Annotated in this window: 18 protein-coding genes; 10 read left to right on the top strand and 8 right to left on the bottom strand. The window is 71.5% G+C overall.

What is annotated here, in order from left to right; translation table 11 throughout:
* Positions 1–25 precede the first annotated feature (25 nt).
* Positions 26–1,426 carry an NtaA/DmoA family FMN-dependent monooxygenase gene (locus CRP49_RS41410; protein ID WP_097258513.1) on the bottom strand — a complete coding sequence of 467 codons (1,401 nt, stop codon included), beginning with the start codon at positions 1,424–1,426 and terminating at the stop codon, positions 26–28.
* Complete coding sequence (locus CRP49_RS41405) at positions 1,423–2,523, bottom strand: LLM class flavin-dependent oxidoreductase (RefSeq protein ID WP_097258512.1); 1,101 nt, start codon at positions 2,521–2,523, stop codon at positions 1,423–1,425. Before CRP49_RS41405 ends, CRP49_RS41410 begins: the two co-directional genes overlap by 4 nt.
* A 349-nt stretch (positions 2,524–2,872) precedes the next feature.
* On the opposite strand from CRP49_RS41405, the gene CRP49_RS41400 reads away from it, so the two are divergent.
* Positions 2,873–3,868 carry a zinc-binding dehydrogenase gene (locus CRP49_RS41400; protein WP_097258511.1) on the top strand — a complete coding sequence of 332 codons (996 nt, stop codon included), beginning with the start codon at positions 2,873–2,875 and terminating at the stop codon, positions 3,866–3,868.
* Positions 3,869–3,913: 45 nt separating this feature from the next.
* Here the strand turns inward: CRP49_RS41400 and CRP49_RS41395 are convergent, their stop codons facing one another.
* Together CRP49_RS41395 and rpmF are read right to left on the bottom strand one after the other, a co-directional pair.
* Positions 3,914–5,086: a GTP-binding protein gene (locus tag CRP49_RS41395; RefSeq protein ID WP_097258510.1), complete on the bottom strand. Its 1,173-nt coding sequence runs from the start codon at positions 5,084–5,086 to the stop codon at positions 3,914–3,916.
* 11 nt (positions 5,087–5,097) lie between these two features.
* Positions 5,098–5,268 carry a 50S ribosomal protein L32 gene (gene rpmF / locus CRP49_RS41390; RefSeq protein ID WP_097258509.1) on the bottom strand — a complete coding sequence of 57 codons (171 nt, stop codon included), beginning with the start codon at positions 5,266–5,268 and terminating at the stop codon, positions 5,098–5,100.
* A 430-nt stretch (positions 5,269–5,698) separates the two neighbouring features.
* Between rpmF and CRP49_RS41385 the strand changes: the two genes are divergently transcribed.
* Together CRP49_RS41385 and CRP49_RS41380 are read left to right on the top strand one after the other, a co-directional pair.
* A complete protein-coding gene (locus tag CRP49_RS41385) occupies positions 5,699–6,538 on the top strand; it encodes an SDR family oxidoreductase (RefSeq protein WP_097258508.1) in 840 nt (279 codons plus the stop codon).
* A gap of 44 nt (positions 6,539–6,582) precedes the next feature.
* Entirely contained in the window at positions 6,583–7,725 is a 1,143-nt protein-coding gene (locus CRP49_RS41380; RefSeq protein ID WP_257033811.1) for an NAD(P)H-binding protein, read from the top strand.
* 48 nt (positions 7,726–7,773) lie between these two features.
* Here the strand turns inward: CRP49_RS41380 and CRP49_RS41370 are convergent, their stop codons facing one another.
* Positions 7,774–9,351 carry an alpha/beta hydrolase gene (locus CRP49_RS41370; protein ID WP_257033810.1) on the bottom strand — a complete coding sequence of 526 codons (1,578 nt, stop codon included), beginning with the start codon at positions 9,349–9,351 and terminating at the stop codon, positions 7,774–7,776.
* Positions 9,352–9,599: 248 nt separating this feature from the next.
* Here CRP49_RS41370 and CRP49_RS41365 point away from each other — a divergent pair, with 248 nt between their 5' ends.
* The 4 genes from CRP49_RS41365 (at position 9,600) to CRP49_RS41350 (ending at position 12,640) form a co-directional block, all read left to right on the top strand.
* Positions 9,600–10,199 carry a 2'-5' RNA ligase family protein gene (locus CRP49_RS41365; protein ID WP_097258506.1) on the top strand — a complete coding sequence of 200 codons (600 nt, stop codon included), beginning with the start codon at positions 9,600–9,602 and terminating at the stop codon, positions 10,197–10,199.
* A gap of 116 nt (positions 10,200–10,315) precedes the next feature.
* Positions 10,316–11,113 (top strand): MerR family transcriptional regulator, encoded by a 798-nt coding sequence (locus tag CRP49_RS41360; protein WP_097258505.1) that lies wholly within the window; start codon positions 10,316–10,318, stop codon positions 11,111–11,113.
* On the top strand, positions 11,113–12,321 hold the full coding sequence (locus tag CRP49_RS41355; protein ID WP_097258504.1) for a glycosyltransferase: 1,209 nt from the start codon (positions 11,113–11,115) through the stop codon (positions 12,319–12,321). Before CRP49_RS41360 ends, CRP49_RS41355 begins: the two co-directional genes overlap by 1 nt.
* 70 nt (positions 12,322–12,391) lie before the next feature.
* Complete coding sequence (locus CRP49_RS41350; RefSeq protein ID WP_257033809.1) at positions 12,392–12,640, top strand: SNG1 family protein; 249 nt, start codon at positions 12,392–12,394, stop codon at positions 12,638–12,640.
* Between the two features lie 36 nt (positions 12,641–12,676).
* Here CRP49_RS41350 and CRP49_RS41345 read toward each other — a convergent pair whose 3' ends face one another.
* Positions 12,677–13,753, bottom strand: coding sequence for a 4Fe-4S binding protein (locus CRP49_RS41345; RefSeq protein WP_097258503.1), 1,077 nt, complete (start codon positions 13,751–13,753; stop codon positions 12,677–12,679).
* Positions 13,754–13,770: 17 nt separating this feature from the next.
* Here CRP49_RS41345 and CRP49_RS41340 point away from each other — a divergent pair, with 17 nt between their 5' ends.
* Both CRP49_RS41340 and CRP49_RS41335 read left to right on the top strand, forming a co-directional pair.
* Positions 13,771–14,766, top strand: a complete 996-nt coding sequence (locus tag CRP49_RS41340) for an alpha/beta fold hydrolase (RefSeq protein WP_373560431.1) — start codon at positions 13,771–13,773, stop codon at positions 14,764–14,766.
* Between the two features lie 91 nt (positions 14,767–14,857).
* Positions 14,858–15,310 carry a hypothetical protein gene (locus CRP49_RS41335; protein ID WP_218893020.1) on the top strand — a complete coding sequence of 151 codons (453 nt, stop codon included), beginning with the start codon at positions 14,858–14,860 and terminating at the stop codon, positions 15,308–15,310.
* 56 nt (positions 15,311–15,366) lie between these two features.
* Here CRP49_RS41335 and CRP49_RS41330 read toward each other — a convergent pair whose 3' ends face one another.
* Positions 15,367–17,541, bottom strand: coding sequence for a SpoIIE family protein phosphatase (locus CRP49_RS41330; protein ID WP_097258501.1), 2,175 nt, complete (start codon positions 17,539–17,541; stop codon positions 15,367–15,369).
* 147 nt (positions 17,542–17,688) lie between these two features.
* Positions 17,689–18,843, bottom strand: coding sequence for a Gfo/Idh/MocA family protein (locus tag CRP49_RS41325; RefSeq protein ID WP_097258500.1), 1,155 nt, complete (start codon positions 18,841–18,843; stop codon positions 17,689–17,691).
* A gap of 110 nt (positions 18,844–18,953) precedes the next feature.
* Here CRP49_RS41325 and CRP49_RS41320 point away from each other — a divergent pair, with 110 nt between their 5' ends.
* Positions 18,954–19,961, top strand: a complete 1,008-nt coding sequence (locus tag CRP49_RS41320) for a LacI family DNA-binding transcriptional regulator (protein ID WP_097258499.1) — start codon at positions 18,954–18,956, stop codon at positions 19,959–19,961.
* Positions 19,962–19,970 lie beyond the last annotated feature (9 nt).

The following is a 19,970-nucleotide window of genomic DNA, read 5'->3' as shown; positions in this document are numbered from 1 at the left end:
GATGCGCGAACCGTCGCCGGGGCGGTCAGCCCGCCTGTCGTCGCTCGGGTGCCGACCGGTGGGTGAGGGGTTCACGCAGGCCGAGGTGTGAGCGCAGCGTCGTACCGGTGTACTCGGTGCGGTAGACGCCGCGTTCCTGCAGTTCCGGGACGAGCAGGTCGACGATGTCGTCGAGGCCGTCCGGGATCAGGTACGGCGTGACGTTGAAGCCGTCGACCGCGCCGTGCCGCACGAAGCGGGCGAACTTGTCGGCGAGGCCGGACGGGGTGCCGACGTGCCCGCGCTGCGGGCCGAGCGCGATGACGGTCTCCCGCAGCGACCAGCCGTGGGCTTCCGCCTTGGCCCGCCATTCGGCCACGACCGTACGCGGGTCGGCGATCCGCCGGGCACCGAAGGAGCCGTCGTTCTCGATGACGACGGGATCCTCCTTCGGCAGCGGCCCGTCTGCGTCGCGGTCGGACAGGTCGATGCCCCACAGCAGTCCCGCGATCCCCAACGCGGTGGCAGGGGTGACCTGTTGCCGTCGGATCCAGTGCTTCTTCTCCAGCGCCTCCTCTTCGGTGGCACCGAGGATGATCTCCGTGCCGGGCAGGATCCGCAGGTCGTCCTCGGGCCGCCCGACCGCCCGCAGCCGGCGCCGGATGTCCTCGGCGAACGCCAGCGCGTCGTCGAAGTCGTTGCCGTGCGCCGAGAAGATGACGTCGGCGTTGCGGGCGGCGAAGTCGCGCCCCTCGCCGGAGTCCCCGGCCTGGAAGATGACGGGGTGTCCCTGAGCGCTGCGCGGCAGGGTGGGCTTGAGATCGACGTCGAACTGCGCTCCACGGTGGCGCACTTGGCGCACCCCACCGGGCGCCGACCAGGCGGGCGCGCCCACGGAACCGGCGACGGCTCCGTCCTCCCAGCCGTCCCAGAGGGCGCGGGCCACGGTGAGGAACTCCTCGGCGCGCCGGTAGCGGTCGGCGTGGTCGAGGTAGCCGCCGCGGCGGAAGTTCGCGCCGGTCCAGGCGTTGTCCGTGGTCACCACGTTCCAGCCGGCGCGGCCCTCGGAGAGCAGGTCGAGTCCGGACAGGCGGCGGGCGAGGTCGGCGGGTTCGTTGAAGGTGGAGTTGGAGGTGCTGACCAGGCCGATCCGGCGGGTGACGGCGGCCAGGGCGGCGAGTTGGGTGATGGCGTCCGGCCGTCCGGCCACGTCGAGGTCGTGGATCCGGCCGTCGACCTCCCGCAGCCGGAGCCCCTCGCCGAGGAAGAACGCGTCGAACAGGCCCCGTTCGGCGGTCTGGGCGACCTGCCGGAAGGAGGCGGGGTCGATCTGGGAGCCGCTCTCGGGGGCGGACCAGATGGTCCAGTGGTTGACGCCCTGGAAGAACACCCCGAAGTGGAGCTGGGCGTGCGGCCGGGGGACGTCGAGGGGATCGGTGCGGGTCATCGGGCTTCCTCCTGGACGGCGGCGGCAGCGAAGCGGTTGGCGGGGCGCTGCAGCCCCAGGGTCGAGCGCAGGGACCTGCCGGGCAGTGGGCGGGCGACGAGGCGCCGCTCGACGAGGGCGGGCAGGACGAGGCCGGAGAGGACGGGCAGGTCCTCGTCCAGCACCAGGGGATGCAGCCGGACGCCGTCGACCGAGTCCTTCAACTGATCGAGAAGCGCGAGCAGTTGACTGACCGAGCCGATGTGCCGCAGCCTTCCCCGGTCGGTCCACGGCGCGTACCGCTCCAGGTCGGCGACGCGCTCCGCGGCCGTGGCGCCCGGTGTGTCCAGCGCGACCTCGACCTCGGCGAAGACGCGGGGCGTGCCGGCGGCAGCGGCGGCGGTGGCGACCGCCGTGAGGTCCCGGCCCTCGACGAGAGCGACATCGAGCTGCGCGGCGGGCACGCGGTCGGGCCGGCCGAGGACGACGAGCTGTCCCTGGGGCGGGCGCGGCACGATCGCCGGGCCCTTGACCGCGTAGGTCTCCCCGGTGAAGTCGATGTAGTGGAGCCGGTCGCGGTCGAGGTAGCGGCTGGTGGCCACGGACCGGATGACCGCGTCGTCCTCCCACGAGTCCCACAGGGCGCGGACCACTTCGACGCCGTCACGGGACTCCCGGGCCCGCGCGGCGGCGTCGGCGACCTCGGGGCGCCCCCAGGCGCGGGCCGCCTCCGGACGGTCCTCCTCCGTCACCACCCACCCGGCCCGGCCGACGGAGATGTGGTCCAGGGACGCCAACTGGCTGGAGACATGGAAGGGTTCGGCGTACGTGACCGGTACGACGGGTGCGATGCCGATGGTGCTCGTGGACGCGGCGACGAAGGCCGCCCGCTCCACCGCGCCGATACGGCCCACCGGATCCGGTGCGGCGCCGGGCGGCAGCACGCCGTCGTCCAGGGTGATCAGGGTGAACCCGGCGTTCTCGGCGCTGGCGGCGACGCGGGCCACGCGGCGCGGGGTGAAGAACTGGTCGGGGGAGTGGGCGGCGCGGCGCCAGGCCGCGGGATGGGCGCCCTCGCCGTCGAGTTCGACGGCGAGATGCAGGGCGGGGCCGGACATGGGGGATCCTTCCGGGTACACGGGAAAAGGCAGCCGTGAGTACACGACGGGACGGCCGGCGGGACGGGCCGGCAGGGTCAGACGTGTACGGAAGGACAGACCGCGGAGGAGGTGCGGCAGTAGTCGACATGCCGCCGGGTGATCAGCCGCGTACCCGCGCGGGCACCGTGCGGTGCCGGGCCAGGTACGTGCATCGAGGGCCTCCACCCGTCAGGAACTTGCAGGTTCAACGTACGTCGCCCGCCCGTGCGAGTGTCAAGGGCATTCCGGGAATAGCAAGATCGTCACCCGCGTTGCCGTTCCCTCGACGGCCCGCATGGGACGGGCCTGACGATGAGGGGAGTGTCGGATGCGGGCGGTCGGGATCCGGACCAACGGAGGCGTCGAGGTACTGGAGGAGCTGGATCTGCCCGAGCCGGTGCCGGCTGCGGGACAGGTCGCGGTGCGCGTCGCCTTCGCGGGTGTCAACTTCGCGGAGATCCAGCACCGTCGGGGCGAGTTCGGGGCCCCGGACGGCCCTGGCGGAGTCGACGTCCCCGGCCTTGAGGTCTCCGGGACGGTCGTCGCGCTCGGTGCGCAGGTCAGCGGGCTGGAGATCGGCGAGCCGGTCGCGGCCTATCTGCCGGCGTTCGGCGGCTACGCCGAAGTGGTGGCGGCGGACGTCCGGTTCGTCAGGTCGCTGCGCACCGAGGCGGGAGAGGCCGACCTGGCCGGGGCGGCGGGGCTGCCCTGCGTCTTCCCGACGGCCTTCGGCGTGCTCAAGGACGCCGGACGGCTGCAAGTGGGGGAGAGCGTGCTGATCCATTCCGCGGCCGGGGGTGTGGGTTCGGCGGCCGCGCAGCTGGCCCGGGAGCTGGGGGCCGCCCGGGTGTACGGCACCGTCGGCTCGGCGGAGAAGATCCCGTACGCGGCACAGCTGGGCTACGACGAGGTGTTCCTCCGCGACAGCTTCGCGGAACCGCTGGCCGAGGTGACCGGCGGCCGGGGCGTGGACCTGGTCCTCGATCCCGTCGGCGGGCCGGTCCGGGAGCAGAGCCTGACCGTGCTGGCGCCCTTCGGCCGCTTGGTTGCCTACGGAGACCTCGGGCGGCACGAGCAGTGGACGGCCTCGGTGTGGGACCTGTGGAAGGGCAACCGGACCATCGCCGGGTTCAACATCGGCGACCTGGCCCGCCGGGCTCCCGAGCGGATCGGCGCATACCTCGCCGAAGCCCTGCGGCTGCTCGCGGCGGGCCGGATCCGGCCCGGGGTGACGCGGACCCTGCCCCTGGCCGAGGCGGCGAAGGCCCACGAACTCCTGGAGACGGGCACGGGCCGGGGCAAGGTCCTGCTGTCGCTCACCTGACCGGCCTGCGCCGCCTCCACGTCAGCTCGCCGAGTCGCTGTGGCCTCAAGTCCGCGCCACGAGCATCGGAGATGTGTGGTCGCACGTGTCGTCGATGCCGTAGCCGTGCCAGGCGGGGAACGGATCGTCCGCCGGCAGCTCCTCGCCGTCCACCGACAGGCAGTCGGTGAGCGCGGCGTGGAGCGCCTCGGCACGCAGGTGCGTGCCGATGAAGACCAGTTCCTGGCCGGTCGGACTGTCGGTGTCGCGGCCGGCGGAGGGCTCGAAGCGGGCCACGGAACCGGCCTGGGACCACAGGCCGGTCACCCGCGGGCGGCTGGCCAGGGTGAAGAAGCCCTTGGAACGCAGGACCTGCCCGTAGGCGCCGCTGTCCATCTCCTCGGTGACGAACCGCCACAACCGCTGGGGGTGGAAGGGAAGTTCGGATCGGAAGACGGTGGAGGAGATGCCGTACTCCTCGGTCTCCGGGACGTGTTCGCCGTTCAGCTCCATGACCCAGCCCGGGGCCTGCTGGGCCCGCTCGAGGTCGAAGAGCCGGGTGCCGAGTACGTCCTCGACGGGCACGCGTCCGTGGACGGCGGGCACGATCCGGGCCACCGGGTTGAGGCGCGCGAGCGTCGCACGCAGCCGGTCGGCGGTGGCGTCGTCGACCAGGTCGAGCTTGTTGAGCACGATGACGTCGGCGAACTCGATCTGGTCCATCAGCAGGTCGCTGACGGTCCGTTCGTCGTCCTCGTACTGATCGAGTCCGCGCTCGACCAGCTCGTCCCCGCTCGCCAGTTCCGGGAGGAAGTTGGCGGCGTCGACGACCGTGACCATGGTGTCCAGGCGTGCGAGGTCGCCGAGGGTGGCGCCGTCGTCGCGGGCGAAGGCGAAGGTGGCCGCGACCGGCATGGGCTCGGAGATGCCGCTGGACTCGATGAGCAGGTAGTCGAAGCGGCCTTCGCGGGCCAGCCGGTCCACCTCCACCAGCAGGTCGTCGCGCAGGGTGCAGCAGATGCACCCGTTGGTCATCTCGATCAGCCGCTCCTCGGTCCGCGACAGCGCCGCCTCGCCGCCGCGCACCAGCGCCGCGTCGATGTTGACCTCGCTCATGTCGTTGACGATGACCGCGACGCGGAGCCCCTCACGGTTGCCGAGCACATGGTTGAGAAGCGTGGTCTTCCCCGCGCCGAGGAAGCCGGACAGTACGGTCACCGGCAGCCGGTCGTACGCCATACCCGTCCCCTTCACCCCTCGGGGCGCAGCAGCCCGCGCTCGTACGCCCTGACCAGGTTCTGCGGGACGAGGTGACGCACCCCGTCGACGGTGACCGGGACCAGCGTCGGTGTGGCGGCCTTCCACTGGGCCCGGCGGTGACGGGTGTTGCTGCGGGACATCTTGCGTTTGGGAACGGCCATGGTTCTCCTCCTCGGGTGAGCGAGGAAGACGCTACATGAAAATGGATCCCATTAGCAATAAATGGCTCTCAGTCCTCGGGAATGACGACCTTGAACCGCTCGGGGCTCGTGACGTTCGGATTCCGGGCCGCCACGCACCCCGGTTTCGAGCGCGTCCAGCTCGTCCCGGTCCACCCCGGAGCGGCGCAGGCCCTGCGGCGGCGATCCGCGCCGTGGAGACGTGGTGGTTCGCCGAGCAGCGGCACCGGGTTCGTGCCTGAGGTGGTGGGCCCTTCCGTGTCCCCATGCCGTGACCTGCGGAGGAGGTGTCTGGGGGCCCTGTCGCTCCCCGGCACAGCGCGGCCTGCCACCTCGCGCGCGCTTCCCACAGCCTGGATGTCGGTCCGCGGTGTGCGGGTGTGCGACAGCGCAGAGAGAAGGGGTTGGAGAGATGAGCAGGGACGCGAAGGAAGTGGTCGTCGTCATCGGCTCCGGCAGCATCGGTCTTGCCATCGCCCGCCGCGTCGGTGCCGGTCGCACCGTGCTGCTCGCCGACTACAGCCAGCAGGCGGCCGCGGGTGCCGCCGAGCGGCTGCGGGGCGAGGGGTACGACGTGACGATCCGGGTCACCGACGTCTCCGACCACGACGCGGTGGAGGCACTGGCCGCCGCGGCCGCCGCTCTGGGACCGGTCACCCAGGTGGTGCACACCGCCGGTGTCTCTCCCACCCAGGCGAGCATCGAGCGGATCCTGCACGTCGACCTTCTGGGCACCGCCATGGTCCTGGACGCGTTCGCCCGCGTCGTCGCCCCGGGCGGGGCCGGTCTCGTGATCGCCGGCATGGCCGGGCACCGCGAGAGCCCCTACGCGCCGGAGACCGAGCAGGCGCTCGCCACCACCGAGACGTCGCAGCTGCTCGCGCTGCCGTTCCTCCACCCCGACCAGGTCGGCTCCACCGTCCACGCCTACGCGCTCTCCAAGCGGGCCAACTCGCTGCGGGTGCAGACGGCCGCCGTGGCGTGGGGCAAGCGGGGCGCCCGCGTCAACGCCGTCAGCCCCGGCGTCATCATCACGCCGCTGGCCCTGGACGAGCTGTCCGGCCCCCGCCAGGAGTGGTTCGAGCAGGTGCGCAAGGTGTCGCCGGCCGGGCGCTTCGGCACGCCCGACGAGGTCGCCGACGCGGCCGCCTTTCTCCTCGGCCGCCAGTCCGGCTTCATCACCGGCGCCGACCTCCCCATGGACGGCGGCGTGACCGCCGCACTGCGCGCCGGGGAACTCACGATCCCCTGACCGGGCACCCCACGTCTTTCAAGCCCCCGACACAAGGAGGACTCATGGCGACCGCACCCCTGACCGTTCTGGTGGTCGGCGCGACAGGCAGCATCGGACGACTCGTCGTGGCCGAGTCGATCGCGCGGGGGCACACCACCCGTGCGCTGGTACGTGACGCCGCGAAGGCCCGCCGGCAGCTCCCCGCCGAGGCACAGCTCGCCGTCGCCGACGTCACGCGGCCCAAGACGCTGCCCCCGGCCGTGGCCGACGTCGACGCCGTCGTGCTGACACTCGGATCCGACGGCACCGCACACTCCTCACCGGAGAACGCCGACTACGCCGGAGTCCGCGACATCCTGGCCGCCCTGTCCGGACAGACGCCCCGCATCGTGCTGATGACCGCCATCGGCGTCACCGCCCGCGGCAGCGCGTACGACCATCTGCTCGACTGGAAGCGCCGCTCGGAGCGGCTGGTCCGGGCCAGTGGCCTGCCGTACACGGTCGTGCGGCCGGGCTGGTTCGACATGAACGCCCCCGACGAGCACCGACTCGTCTTCCTGCAGGGGGACACCCGGCGTTCCGGCACCCCCTCCGACGGCGTCATCGCCCGCGAGCGGATCGCCCAGGTGCTGGTGCAGGCCGTTACGGCTCCGCAGGCGCGGGGCCGGACCTTCGAACTGGTCGCGGAACAGGGCCCCGCTCCCGGCGACATGGGCCCGCTGTTCGCCGCACTGGACCAGGACGCGCCCGGCGCCCTGGACGCCGTCCGGGACCAGGCCAACATGCCGCGGCGCAGGAGCCGCAACGCGTCCGCGCCGACCTCGACGCCGTCAGGACACCCGCGACGTCCGGCTCGACGTGATCCACGCCGACGAAGAACCGACAACCACCGAACTGGGAAAGACCACATGCGAGCAACACTGATGTCGATCGGCGTGGTCCGCCCGGGCGGCACCATCAGCCGGGTCGGTGCCCCGCAGTACGGCGAAGTCCCCTTGGGCTTCCCGGAGTTCATGAACAACATCACCCTCACCGGTGGTGTCGCCCCGGCGCGCGCCTACATCGAGGAACTGCTGCCGGACGTCCTGGAGGGCCGCATCGAGCCGGGCCGCGTCTTCGACCACACGGTCGGCCTGGACGAGGTGCCCGCCGGCTACCGCGCCATGGCCGACCGCGAGGCCCTGAAGGTCCTGGTCAAGCCGTAGCTGACAAACCTCCTCCCGGTGCTGTCGTCCTCGGTTCAGGAAGGCGCGTCAGAAGCGGGGCGCCTGCGGTGTGTGCCGCGGCACCGGGACGACGCCCGGGTTCACGCCGGGGCTCTGGCGACCGGGCTTGCAGGTGACGTCCTGCGCCGGCAGCTTTCCGCTGCTCAGGTAGGCGTTGATGGTGCGGTCGGCACAGGAGCGGGGGGCCACGGAGTAGACGCCGTGGCCCTGGCCGCCCTTGACGTACACCATGCGCGAGCCCTTCAGGGCGTGGTGCATGCCGAGGCCGCTGACCAGGGGCGTCTGGGAGTCCCACTGGTTCTGCACGGTGAGCAGGCCGACCTTGTTGTCCACCGCGGTGACGGGCTCGGCCGGCTTGTCCCAGAACGCGCAGGGCGTGATGTTGGAGCCGAAGTCGCCGTAGAGCGGATACCTGGCCTTGTCCCGGATCGCGTCACGCCGGTACTGCTCCGGGTCGCGCGGCCAGGCCGCGGTGTCGCCGCAGACCACGGTCCAGAACGCGACGGATTCGTTGTCGGCCGGCGGCTGTGCGGCGGAAGCCGCGGACCGGCGCGGTCCCTGCTGGTCGTCCGGTGCGGTGGAACGGCGGGAGGCCGCACGGCCGTCGGCGGCCTTCTTGAGTTCGACGACCGCCTCGGCCGCGTACTTGGGGCTGAAGAACTCGGGGCGCAGGGCGGCGCGGATGTCGTCCCCGGTGAGCTTCTCACCGCCGTCGTCGACGGGAGTCCGGTCGGCCCGGGCGATCAGGTCCCAGAACGTCTTCCTCACCTCGGCCGGGGTGTCGCCGAGTTTGTACGTGCGGTGGCGCTGCGCGGTCCACTTCGTCCAGCGGGTGAACGCCGGCGCCGTGCCCTCCGCCCAGACCTGGATCATGCCCCGCCAGACCCGTGCGGGGTCGACCGAGCTGTCCAGCACGAAGCGATCGGTCCGCTCGGGGAACATCTGCGCGTAGACGGCACCGAGGTACGTACCGTAGGAGTAGCCCAGGTAGGAGATCTTCTTCTCGCCCAGGACGCCGCGGATGACGTCCATGTCGCGGGCGGTGTTGCGGGTGGTGATGTACGGAAGTCTGTCGCCGTTCTTGGCACGGCACTTGTCGGCGACGGTCCGGGCCCACTTGACGTCGTGCTTGAACGTCTCCGGCTTGTAGGGGTGTTCGATGTTCTGCTCCGTGGCTGTGAGACCGCATGTGACGGGGCTGCTGCGACCCACACCCCGCGGGTCGAACCCGACGAGGTCGTACTGCTCGCGGACCTTCTTGGGCATCACGTCCTTCATCATGACCGGCATGTCCAGGCCCTCGCCGCCCGGACCACCGGGGTTGAAGAGGATCACGCCGTGCCGCTTGCCGGGGACACTGGTCTTCACGCGGGAGATGGCCAGCTTGATCGTCTTGGCGCCTGGGCGGCTGTAGTCCAGCGGGACCTTGATCGTCGCGCACTGGAACGCGGCGGGCTGCGACGCGTCACATCTGTGCCACGCGGGCTTCTGGTTCGCGAACCTCTGCAGCGGTTCCGCCGCGGATGCCTGCGTCGTGGCGAGGGTGGGGACGAGCGTTGCCGTGACCCCCACAGCGAGCAAGGGCGCCATGCGTCCTATCCGCACGATGGCCGTTCCTTTCGGTCAACTTCCAGGACGGAACGACCATTTCGCGTCCACGGAGGCAAGCGAATCCATCTGCGGGGCGGTCTTGCTACGACTCCCGGCGTACGCGGAAAAAGACGTGCGGAGGAGAACCCGAAAGGGCTGATCACCATCCGCGTGGTCTTCTCGGAGATCCTCGATCGGCCGAGATCTGCCGCGGCGGCGTTCGCCGACTCGCGCGATCGGGACGCGCTTCGGACGATGGCAGTGTGGACGGAAGCCCGGAATTCCACGGGGCCGAGCCGACGGCCGTACTCGCGGCGGCGCCGACGGCCCGGACGGCGGTGGCCTGGCTGCCGCCGCGGGAGCTGTGGCCGGCGATCCAGGACATCCGCTGGGAGCACGACCCGCAGGTACGGCGATGGCCGCCGCATGTGAATCTGCTGTTCGGCTTCGTGCCGGAGGAGGAGTTCGAGCGGGCGGTGCCGCTGCTCTCCGCAGGGGCGGCGCAGACCGCGCCGTTCCCGGCGCGGCTGGCCGGGGTGCGGTACTTCCGGCACCGGCACTACGCGACGGTGTGGCTCGATCCGGCCTCGGCGGACGCGGCGCCGTGGACCCGTCTGCACCGGGCGCTGGAGCTGCGCTTCCCGCTCTGCGGCGGGCGTGGCGGCCGCTTCACCCCGCATCTGTCCCTCGGCCGGACGCAGGACCCGCAGCGGCTGGCCGCGGAGTGCGCCGCCCGGCTCGGCGCGCGGTCGACCGTGGTCGAGGAGGTGGTCCTGCTCTCCCGGCGCGGCGACGAGCCGATGCGCCCCCGGGCCGTGATCGCTCTGGGCACGGGCGCGGTCCGCCGGCCAAGGGGGGACTGATCGGGCTCCGGAAGGGCTCCCGCCGGCCACCGTACGGCCCGCCGTGCCGCACCGGGTCGAGTTGACCCTCCCCTTACGTCAGGCTCAAGGCTGGGTGCCGACGAAAGGACAGGTGGATGAGCTACTCGGTGGGACAGGTCTCGGCCTTCGCCGGGGTGACGGTGCGTACGCTGCATCACTACGACAAGGCGGGGCTGCTCTCGCCCAGCGGCCGCAGCCGCACCGGCTACCGTCTCTACAGCGACGCGGACCTGGCCCGCCTCCAGCAGATCCTGTTCTACCGCGAACTCGGCTTCACCCTCGACGAGATCACCGAGATCGTGAAGGATCCGGATACGAACGCCCTGGAGTATCTGACGGCCCGGCAGCGGCAGTTGAGCGAGGAGATCGCCAGACTGCAGCAGCTGGCCCAGGTGGCGGAACGGGCCATCGAGGTCCAGCGGACCGGGGTGTCCCTCACCCCTCAGGAACGCTTCGAGGTCTTCGGCGAGATCACCTTCGACCTGAGCTACGCCACCGAGGCGGAGCTGAAGTGGGCGGACTCGGAGGGGCAGCGCGAGTCGATGGCGCGCGCGGCCGCCCACACCAAGGAGGACTGGCGGCAGCTCATGGGCGAGGCCGCCGCCTGGCGCGCGGAGCTGCTGGCGGCCTTCGACGAGGGTGAGCCGGCCGACGGACAGCGGGCCACGGACCTCGCCGAGGAACACCGCCTGCACATCTCCCGCTGGTTCACCTCCTGCCCGCCCGACATGCACCGGCGCATCGCGGACGACTTCGCCGCCGATCCGCGCGCCTTCGCCCTGGTCGTACCGCCGTCCCAGCAACGCCCGGGCCTGGCCGCCTACCTGCGCAAGGCGGTCCACGCCAACGCGGCCCGCCACGCGGGCGGCCGTACCGGCTCCGAGGAGGAGTGATGAGGATCCTGATCACCGCGGCCGGATCGCGCGGCGATGTCGCGCCCTACACGGGCCTGGGCGCCGAACTGCGCCGGGCCGGGTACGACGTCGCCCTCGCCACCACGGACGCCTTCGCGCCCCTCGTGCGCGACGCCGGGCTGGAGTTCCGCGCTCTGCCCGCCGACCCGCGGATGCGCGGCGAGGGGACGGGGCGACGCGAATTGATGCGTACCGCCGCCGCGTTCGTCACCGAGCTGGGCCAGGGGTTCGCCGACGCGGTGTCCGAGGGCGCGGATCTGCTCCTGCTGTCGACCACCACGGCCCCTCTCGGCTGGCAACTCGCCGAGGCGACAGGCATACCGAGCCTCGGCGTCTACCTCCAGCCCACCGCACCCACCGGTGACTTCCCGAGCACCGTCATGAGCCCCCGCTCCCTGGGCCGCCCCCTCAACCGCGCGACCGGACGCTTCGCTCTCCGCATGGCCGACCGCGTCTACGAGCAGGCGGTCGCCGAGCTGCGCCACCGCCTCCAGCTGCCCCCGGCTTCCGCCGCCGCGATGCGCCGCCGTCAGGAACAGGCGAACTGGCCCGTCCTGCACGGCTTCAGCACGGCACTCGTGCCACGCCCCGCCGACTGGCGCTCCGGCCTGAAGGTCGTCGGGAACTGGTGGCCCCACCACGACCCGGCCGCACGACTGCCCGCGAACCTGGAGGACTTCCTGCGCGCCGGACCCCGGCCCGTCCTCATCGGCTTCGGGAGCATGGCGGCCGGAGAGGGCGAACGGCTGAGCGAGATCGCCGTACGAGCCCTGCGCCGGGCCGGGCTCCGCGGCATCCTCCAGAGTGGCAGCGCCGGACTCGCGGCCGACGGCGACGACGTCATCACCCTCGGGGACGTGCCGCACACCCTGCTGTTCCCGCGGCTGGCCGCCGTGGTCCACCACGCCGGAGCCGGCACCTCGGCCGCCGCGCTGCGCGCCGGGGTTCCCGCGGTGACGGTACCGGTGACCGCGGACCAGCCGTTCTGGGCGGGCCGCCTCGCCGCCCTCGGCGCCGCCCCCGCCCCGATCCCCTACCGATCCCTCACCGCCGAAAGCCTGGCCGACGCACTCGACCAGGTCGTCAAGCAGCAGACCTACGCACGAGCCGCCGCGAGAGCAGCCCAGCACATGGCGACCGAGGACGGAACGGGCCAGACCCTCAAGGCCGTTGAGCGGCTGACCTGACGCAGGAACGACCGGTTGTGATGGGGGGGCCGGGTCACGGCGATGTGACCCGGTCCGGCCGACACTGACGGTGCTGACGAACCAGTCCGCGGTCAGCCTGGGGTCGAGCCTGGCCCGGGCCGCGACGACACAGGCCGCCGAATCGTCCTCGCTGCAGATCGGCAAGCAGCTGACGGCGCAGGCCGAGGCGCACAAGGGCAAGCTCCCTGCGGCCGCGCGCGTCCTGCTGGCGGACCCGGCAGCGGTGACGGTGAAGGACGGGCATCCGCTCGACGCGCACAGCGGCATGGGCCTGACACACAGGGGCCGCAGCCGCTGAAGCGGTTGCGGCCCCTGTGTGTGTGGCGATCCGCGCTCAGGAGGACGCCTCACGTCGCTTCGAGGGTGGTGGCTGCCAGCCTCCGCTGACCTCCTTGGTCGGCTTGTGCGGGAAGCGGCGCTCCGCGTACTTCTGGGCGTCGGAACCGGGAAGCACGTACAGCGTCTCCTTCTTCTCCTGGAGGGGCTTGAGCACGGTGTCCATGAAGTGCCTGCGGTCGTCCAGGTAGGGGCCGAGAACGTCCTCGCCACCGGGGCAGACCGACAGGCAGTAGCCCGACTTGTAGCTCGGCTTGAAGGAGAGGCTCTGCCACATCGACACGTTCTCCGTGTCCGAGACCCGGGAGCGGAAGTCGGCCGCGTCCTCGCTGTCGGCCACGGTCTGCACCCAGTCGGTGAACCCGCTCATGAAATCGCGGTAGTTGTGGGTGACACAGGCGAGGAAGTCGAAGTCGCCGTCCTTCTTGATGGCCCCCACCGGGCACGCGGCGACGCACAACTTGCAGTCGATGCACGGGTTGTAGTCCAGCGCCTGCCCGTACGCGCTCACCTCGGCGTCCACCAGGACCGTGGCCAGCAGGACGAAGTTGCCGAACTTCGGGTGGATGACGTTGCGATGCAGGCCCATCACCCCCAGGCCGGCGGCCACCGCGACGGTCTTGTGGGCGATCACCCAGATCCGGCCGGGGAACTGCTCCATCTCCTGGGGGAAGCCGGCCGCCGGGTTGAGCGCACGGTAGCCGGCGTCCTGCAACGCCTGCGTGATGGTGCGGGCCGCGTGGTTGACCTGTTCGTCGGTCTGGTGGAACTCCTGGTTGGCGACGCTGCGCGCGGGGGAGCGGTAGTTGTCCCGGTTCATCCGGACCACCAGGGAGATCAGGGTGCGCGTGCCGGGCAGTGCGGCCAGCGCGTGCTCCCGCTCCCCGGCCAGGTCGGGGTGGTCCAGACTCACCGCGGCCGCGTCGTCGGCCCCGGCGGCGATGCACAGCTCCCGTAGCCAGGCGGCGTCGATCACCGAGGGCGGGGTCACGGTTTCACCGGCTTGACGTCGGGCCAGTACGGCCTGCACCGAGGGGTGCGCCGCGAGCTTGGCGGCGAGCTTCGGGGGCTCCATCCCCGCCTCCTTGTAAGTTGGAATTTCCAACTCACTATCGACGCGTGCGGCCTGGAAGGCAAGCCCTTCCGTTCGCGGAGCAGGGGGAAGGCCCGCTCGTGCTGCTGCTGCACGGCTGGCCCGAAAGCTGGTACTCCTGGCGGCACCAGTTCGAGCCGCTCGCCGCCGCGGGCTATCGGGTGGTCGCCCCCGACCAGCGGGGCTACGCCCGCAGCGAGCAGCCGGCGGACGTCACCGCCTACACCATGCTCCATCTGGTCGGCGATGTGATCGCCCTGATCCGGGAACTGGGCGAGGAGCGGGCGATCCTCGTGGGCCACGACATGGGGGCACCCGTCGCCTGGGTCACCGCGATGCTGCGCCCGGACGTGGTCCGCGGTGTGGCCGGCCTGAGCGTCCCGCCGGTCCTTCCCACGGGACTCGTACCCCCGTCGATCACCCGCACCCTGTACGGCGAGCGGTTCTACCAGATCTACTTCCAGCAGCCCGGCGTGGTCGATGCCGAGTTCGCCAAGGACATCGCCTCTTCCTTCCGCCGGGTCCTGTACGGCGCCTCCGGCGACAACCCGCGCGCACAGCAGCCCCGGCCATGGGTCATCCCCGAGGGCATGACCCCCCTCGACACCATGCCCGAACCGCCCGCACTGCCCGCATGGCTGACGGAGGACGACATCCGCGCCTACGCGGAGGACTTCGCTCTGCACGGCGCGGACGCCTTCACCGGCGCCTTCAACTGGTACCGGAACATCGAGCGCAACCACGAGCTGCTGACCGCGTTCCAGGGGCGCGGGATCGACGTTCCCGCCCTGTACGTGGTCGGCGACCGCGACATGGTCACGGCGCTGCGCGGCCCCGGAGGAGTCCGCGCCGACGTGGGCGAGGTGGCGCCCCGTCTGCACGCCCAGGTGACGCTGCCCGGGTGCGGGCACTGGACCCAGCAGGAACGCCCTGCCGAGGTGAACGCGGCGCTGCTCGACTTCTTCGCTCACATCGACACCGGCGCCACTCGCTGACGTCACCCGTCGGATATCTGTCCGCTGCTGCGGGCTCACCGACACTCCTGATGGCTTCGGGGTGCTGCACGCCCTATTTCGAAAAACACACATGACGACCGACGGTCCCTACGAGACCCTCAATGTCCGGCGCGAGGGGTCGGTGCTGGTGATCGGCCTCAACCGGCCGCACAAGCGCAACGCCTTCGACGTCACCATGCCGTGGCAGGTGGAAGGCCGCGTGGGGCAACGCGATGCGCTGGATGCTCACCGCCGAGCCCTTCGACGCGACCGAGGCCCACCGCATCGGCCTCATCCAGGAGGTCGTCCCCGACGGCGCACCCATGTGGAACGGGCCATCGCGCTGGCCCAGTTGATCGCCCGTCAGGCGCCTCTGGGGGTGCGGGCCACCCTGGCGAACGCCCGGCTCGCCGACCGGGAGAGCGAAGCGGCTGCAGAGGCCGAGCTGGTGCTCACTGTCGTCAAGCTGTTCGCCGGCGAGGACGCCCGTATCGGCCTGGAGTCCTTCATCAACCGCACAACGGCGGAGTTCGTCGGCCGCTGAACCCCGGCGGGTGGGCGCGTGGTCTCTCCCTACGCCCCCGCCCGCCGGAATCGGCGTCAAGAAGAGCCGGGCAGGGGCTGCTCCGCCCAGATCACCTTCCCTTCACGGGTGTACCGGGTGCCCCAGTTCTCGGCGAGCTGGGCGACGAGGAACAGGCCGCGGCCGCCCTCGTCGAAGGTCCTGGCCCGGCGCAGATGGGGAGCCGTGCCGGCGGCGTCCGCGACCTCGCAGGTCAGCGTGGACTGGAGGATCATGCGCAGGCTGATGGGCTCTCGTCCGTAGCGGATCGCGTTCGTGACGAGTTCGCTGACCATGAGTTCCGTGCTGAAGGCCAGATCGTCCAGGTTCCAGGCGGCAAGTCGGCCCATCGCGTGGGCGCGCGCCCGGGAGACCACCGTCGGATCCGATGGCAGCTCCAGGGTGCTGACGTGGTCGGCGTCCAGCGTGTGTGTGCGGGTCAGGAGGAGGGCGACGTCATCCGTCGGGCGGGAGGGGAGCAGGTTCTCCAGCAGCCGGTCGCAGGTGTCCTCCAACGAGGTACCGGACCGGGCCAGGACGTCGCACAGCCTGGCCAGTCCGCCGCCCGGGTCGCGGCCGGGGCCGGGACCCGCGACGAGCCCGTCCGTGAACAGGGCGAGGAGGCTGCCTTCCGGCAGCTCGAACTGGGCGGTCTCGAAGGGCAGCCCGCCCAGACCCAGGGGCGGGCCGATCGGCGCGTCCGCGAAGTGCACTCGCGGCCTGCCCGCGGGATCGCCGTCGGCCGCCGGCAGCGCCACAGCGGGCAACACGTGTCCGGCGCTGGCCAGGGAGCAGATCCGCGAGACGGGGTCGTAGACCGCGTAGAGGCAGGTGGCGCTGATCTCGTCGGGGTCATGGCCCTCCTCGTGCTGCATCCGGATGACCACGTCGTCGAGATGGGTGAGGAGTTCGTCCGGCATCAGGTCGATGTCCGCGAGCGTCCGCACGGCCGTGCGCAGCCGCCCCATCGTGGCCGAGGCGTACAGACCACGGCCGACCACGTCACCGATGACGAGGGCGACCCGGGCCCCGGAGAGCGGGATCACGTCGTACCAGTCGCCTCCCACACCGGCCCGGGCGCCGGAGGGCAGATAGCGGGAGGCCGTCTCGACGGCGCCGTGCCGGGGCACGCGGTTCGGGAGCAGACTCCGCTGGAGGGCCAGGGCGGTGGCGCGTTCGTGGGTGTACCGGCGGGCGTTGTCGATGTAGACGGCCGCCCTGGAGGTGATCTCCTGGGCCAGGAGCAGATCGTCGTCGTCGAACGGCGTCGCGTCACGGTGCCGGAAGAACTGGGCGACGCCCAGGGGACTGCCCCGGGCCCACAGCGGGATCAGCAGCATCGCCCGCATACCGAAGACACTGACGGCGCGCCTGCGGGCGTCGGATTCCGCGACCCATGCCGGGAGGTCGGTGGACCTGATGCGGTAGCGCAGTGGATGCCCGGTGGCCAGGGCGCGATCGGGGCCCGAACCCCGCGGGAAGCTGTGCGTGTGGCCGGTCGGCACCACCGACTCCGGGCAGCCCGCCAGCACCGAGTGCTGGGCGATACGACGCAGCACCATGACGTCCTGCGCCGGAGCCGGACCCTCTTCGCGGAGTACGGCGTCGAGGAGATCGACGGTGACGAAGTCGGCCAGATGGTCGGTTCCCAGTTCGGCCAGTTCCTGAGCGGTGCGGGCGATGTCCAGGCTGGTGCCGATCCGTCGGCTCGCCTCGTTGACCACGATGAGCCGCCGCTGCAGCCGGCTGTCACGCGCGCGCTGGTACGCCGTGACCGCCTGTTCGGAGGTGCGGTCCACATAGTCGAACGTGCCTTTGATCAAGACTTCGGCCAGCGCGTCACGGACCTTCGGGTCCGTGGTGAGGCGGCTCGCCTCCTCCCGCAACAGGTCGAGCACGGTGGCGTGGCCGAGCCGATAGGTGCGCAGCAGCTCGCTGATCGGTACGCCGCGCTCGGCAAGACGGGTGGCGAAGCCGACCGCGGAGGGCGGAGCCTGGACGCCCGAGGTGTCGAGCCTGTGTTCGATGAAGGACAGCACGGTGTCGACGTGCTGCTGGAACGACTGCGCGGCCAGGTTCGCGAGGTCTTCATGGGCCCACACGGTGGGGATCTCCTCGCGCGTACGCGCGAGCATGCGGGTGGCCAGCTCATCCGAGCGCCGCCGGAGCCGGAGCGCGATCTCGGCCAGGAAGGTGTCGACGTCGATCCCCATGGCACGAATTTATTACATTGCAGGCTTTTGGCCTGATTAATGCCACCCTTGCCCCTGAGCCGTCCCTGCCCCTACGAGGGAAAGGAGATGCCGCAGAGTCCGCGGAGCCCATGTTGCCGGCGCCGACCACTCCGATCCGTACCGCCTTCATGCCAGGCTCACCCAGGTTCCCTGCTCGGCCGACCGGCTCATGGCGTCCAGGGCGGCGGCGCTGCGCACCGCGTCCTCCAGCGTCGGCCCGTGCGCGGTGCCGTCGGCGATGGAGCGGAGGAAGTGGTGGGCCTCGATGACCTTCAGGTCGTCGTAGCCCATGCTCGTGGCCGAGCCGGGCTGGAACGCGCCGTACTCGCCGTGGCCGGGGCCCACGTACACCGTGCTGACGGGCTGGTCCTGGTAGGCCGTGCCGCGGCTCACGCCCAGTTCGCCCATGCGCCGGAAGTCCCAGAAGACCGCGCCCTTGGTGCCGTGCACCTCGAAGCCGTAGTTGTTCTGCTCGCCGACCGAGACCCGGCAGGCCTCCAGGACACCGCGGGCGCCGGAGGCGAAGCGGAGCAGGCAGTTGACGTAGTCCTCGTTCTCGACCGGGCCCAACTCGCCGCCCGTGGCACGGGTGTGGCCCGCAGTCGCGCCGGTGGGGCGGGCCCGCTCGGGGATGAAGACGGCGGTGTCGGCGGCGAGGGACGCGATGTCGCCGAGCAGGAAGCGGGCCAGGTCGACCCCGTGCGAGGCCAGGTCGCCGAGTACGCCGCTGCCGCCGCGCCCTCGCTCGTAGCGCCAGGTCAGGGCGCCTTCCGGGTGGGCGGCGTAGTCGCTGAAGAGACGGATGCGGACGTGCGTGACCGTGCCGATCTCACCGGAGGCGATCAGTTCACGGGCGTACGAAACGGCCGGCGCGTTGCGGTAGTTGAAGCCGACCGTGCCCTGGACGCCGGCCTCGGCGACCGCGTCGGCGACCGCGCCGGCGTCCTCCGCGGTCAGACCGACCGGCTTCTCGATCCAGATGTGCTTGCCGGCCCGGGCCATCGCCACGCCGATCTCCCGGTGCAGGAAGTTCGGCGCGGTGATGCTGACCGCCTGCACGCGGGGGTCGGCGGCGACCTCCCGCCAGTCCCGGGTCGTCGACACGAACCCGAACTGCGCGGCGGCCTCCTCGGCCCGGCCCGGCACCTCCTCGGCCACCGTCACCAGCTCGGGCAGGCGGGCCGGCTGCGGATAGTGGTGCCGGATCCGGCTGTACGCCTGGGTGTGCACCCGTCCCATCCAGCCGAACCCCACGACGGCGACGCCGAGCGTACTCACCATGACTGCCCCTCTTTGGACCGGTCCACAAACCTTCGGCCACACAGTGGAGGGCATCCCCGCACGTGTCAAGACCTTTACAAAGGAGTCCGCCCTATGGAACGGTCCACGTCATGAGGACTCCGACCATCCGCGACGTCGCCACGCGGGCCGGCGTGTCGAAGTCGCTGGTCTCCCTGGTGCTGCGCGGCGCGGAAGGCGTCCGCCCGGACAAGCGGCAGGCCGTGCTCGCCGCGGTCGAGGAACTCGGCTACCGGCCCAACGCCGCCGCCCGCAGCCTCAGCGAGCGCCGTACCCGCACCGTGGGGGTGCTGCTGAACGACATGCGCAACCCCTGGTTCGTGGAGCTGCTCGACGGGCTGAACTCGCGGTTGTACGACAGCGGTCTGCGCATGCTGCTGGCCGACGGCCACCTCAACCGGCGCCTCGGGGAGGACCTCACCCGCACGTTCACCGAGCTGCGCGTGGACGGTCTGATCGCCGTCGGCACCCTGCAGGACCCCGGGGTGCTGCGCGCCGCGGCCGATCGCGTGCCCACCGTCGTGGCCGGTACCCGGGAGCCCATCCTGCCCGCCGTGGACATCGTCGCCAACGACGACGAACACGGTGCCCGCCTGGCCACCGAGCACCTCATCGCCCTGGGGCATCGGCACATCGCCCACATCGCCGGCCAGGGCGCCGTGGGTGACCTGCGCCGCGGCAGTTTCGAAGCCACCATGCGCGAGCACGGCCTGGCCGACACGGCCGTGGTGGAACAGGGCGACCTCACCGAGGAAGGCGGTTACCGGGCCGCCGTCCGGCTCCTGAACCGCCGGGAGCGTCCGACCGCCGTCTTCGCGGTCAACGACATGACGTGCGTCGGCGCCATGTCGGCCGCCGAGGCGTCCGGTCTGGTCGTGCCCCGGGACCTGTCCCTGGTCGGGTACGACAACACGTACCTCTCCCAGCTTCGGCACCTGTGGCTCACCACCGTGGACAACGCCAGCCGCGACGTGGGCCGCCGCGCCGCGCAGCACCTCCTCGACCGCATCGCGGACCCGGCCCGGCCCGCCACCGTCGACCTGGCGACTCCTTCCCTGGAAGTGAGAGGCACGACGGCGCCGCCCCTGGCTGTTGCCTGAGCTTCCTGA

This window comes from Streptomyces sp. Ag109_G2-15 (assembly GCF_900215565.1).
GTDB lineage: Bacteria > Actinomycetota > Actinomycetes > Streptomycetales > Streptomycetaceae > Streptomyces > Streptomyces diastatochromogenes.
Note: the sequence above shows the minus strand (reverse complement) of the source record. Positions and strands in the feature narration are given on the sequence as shown.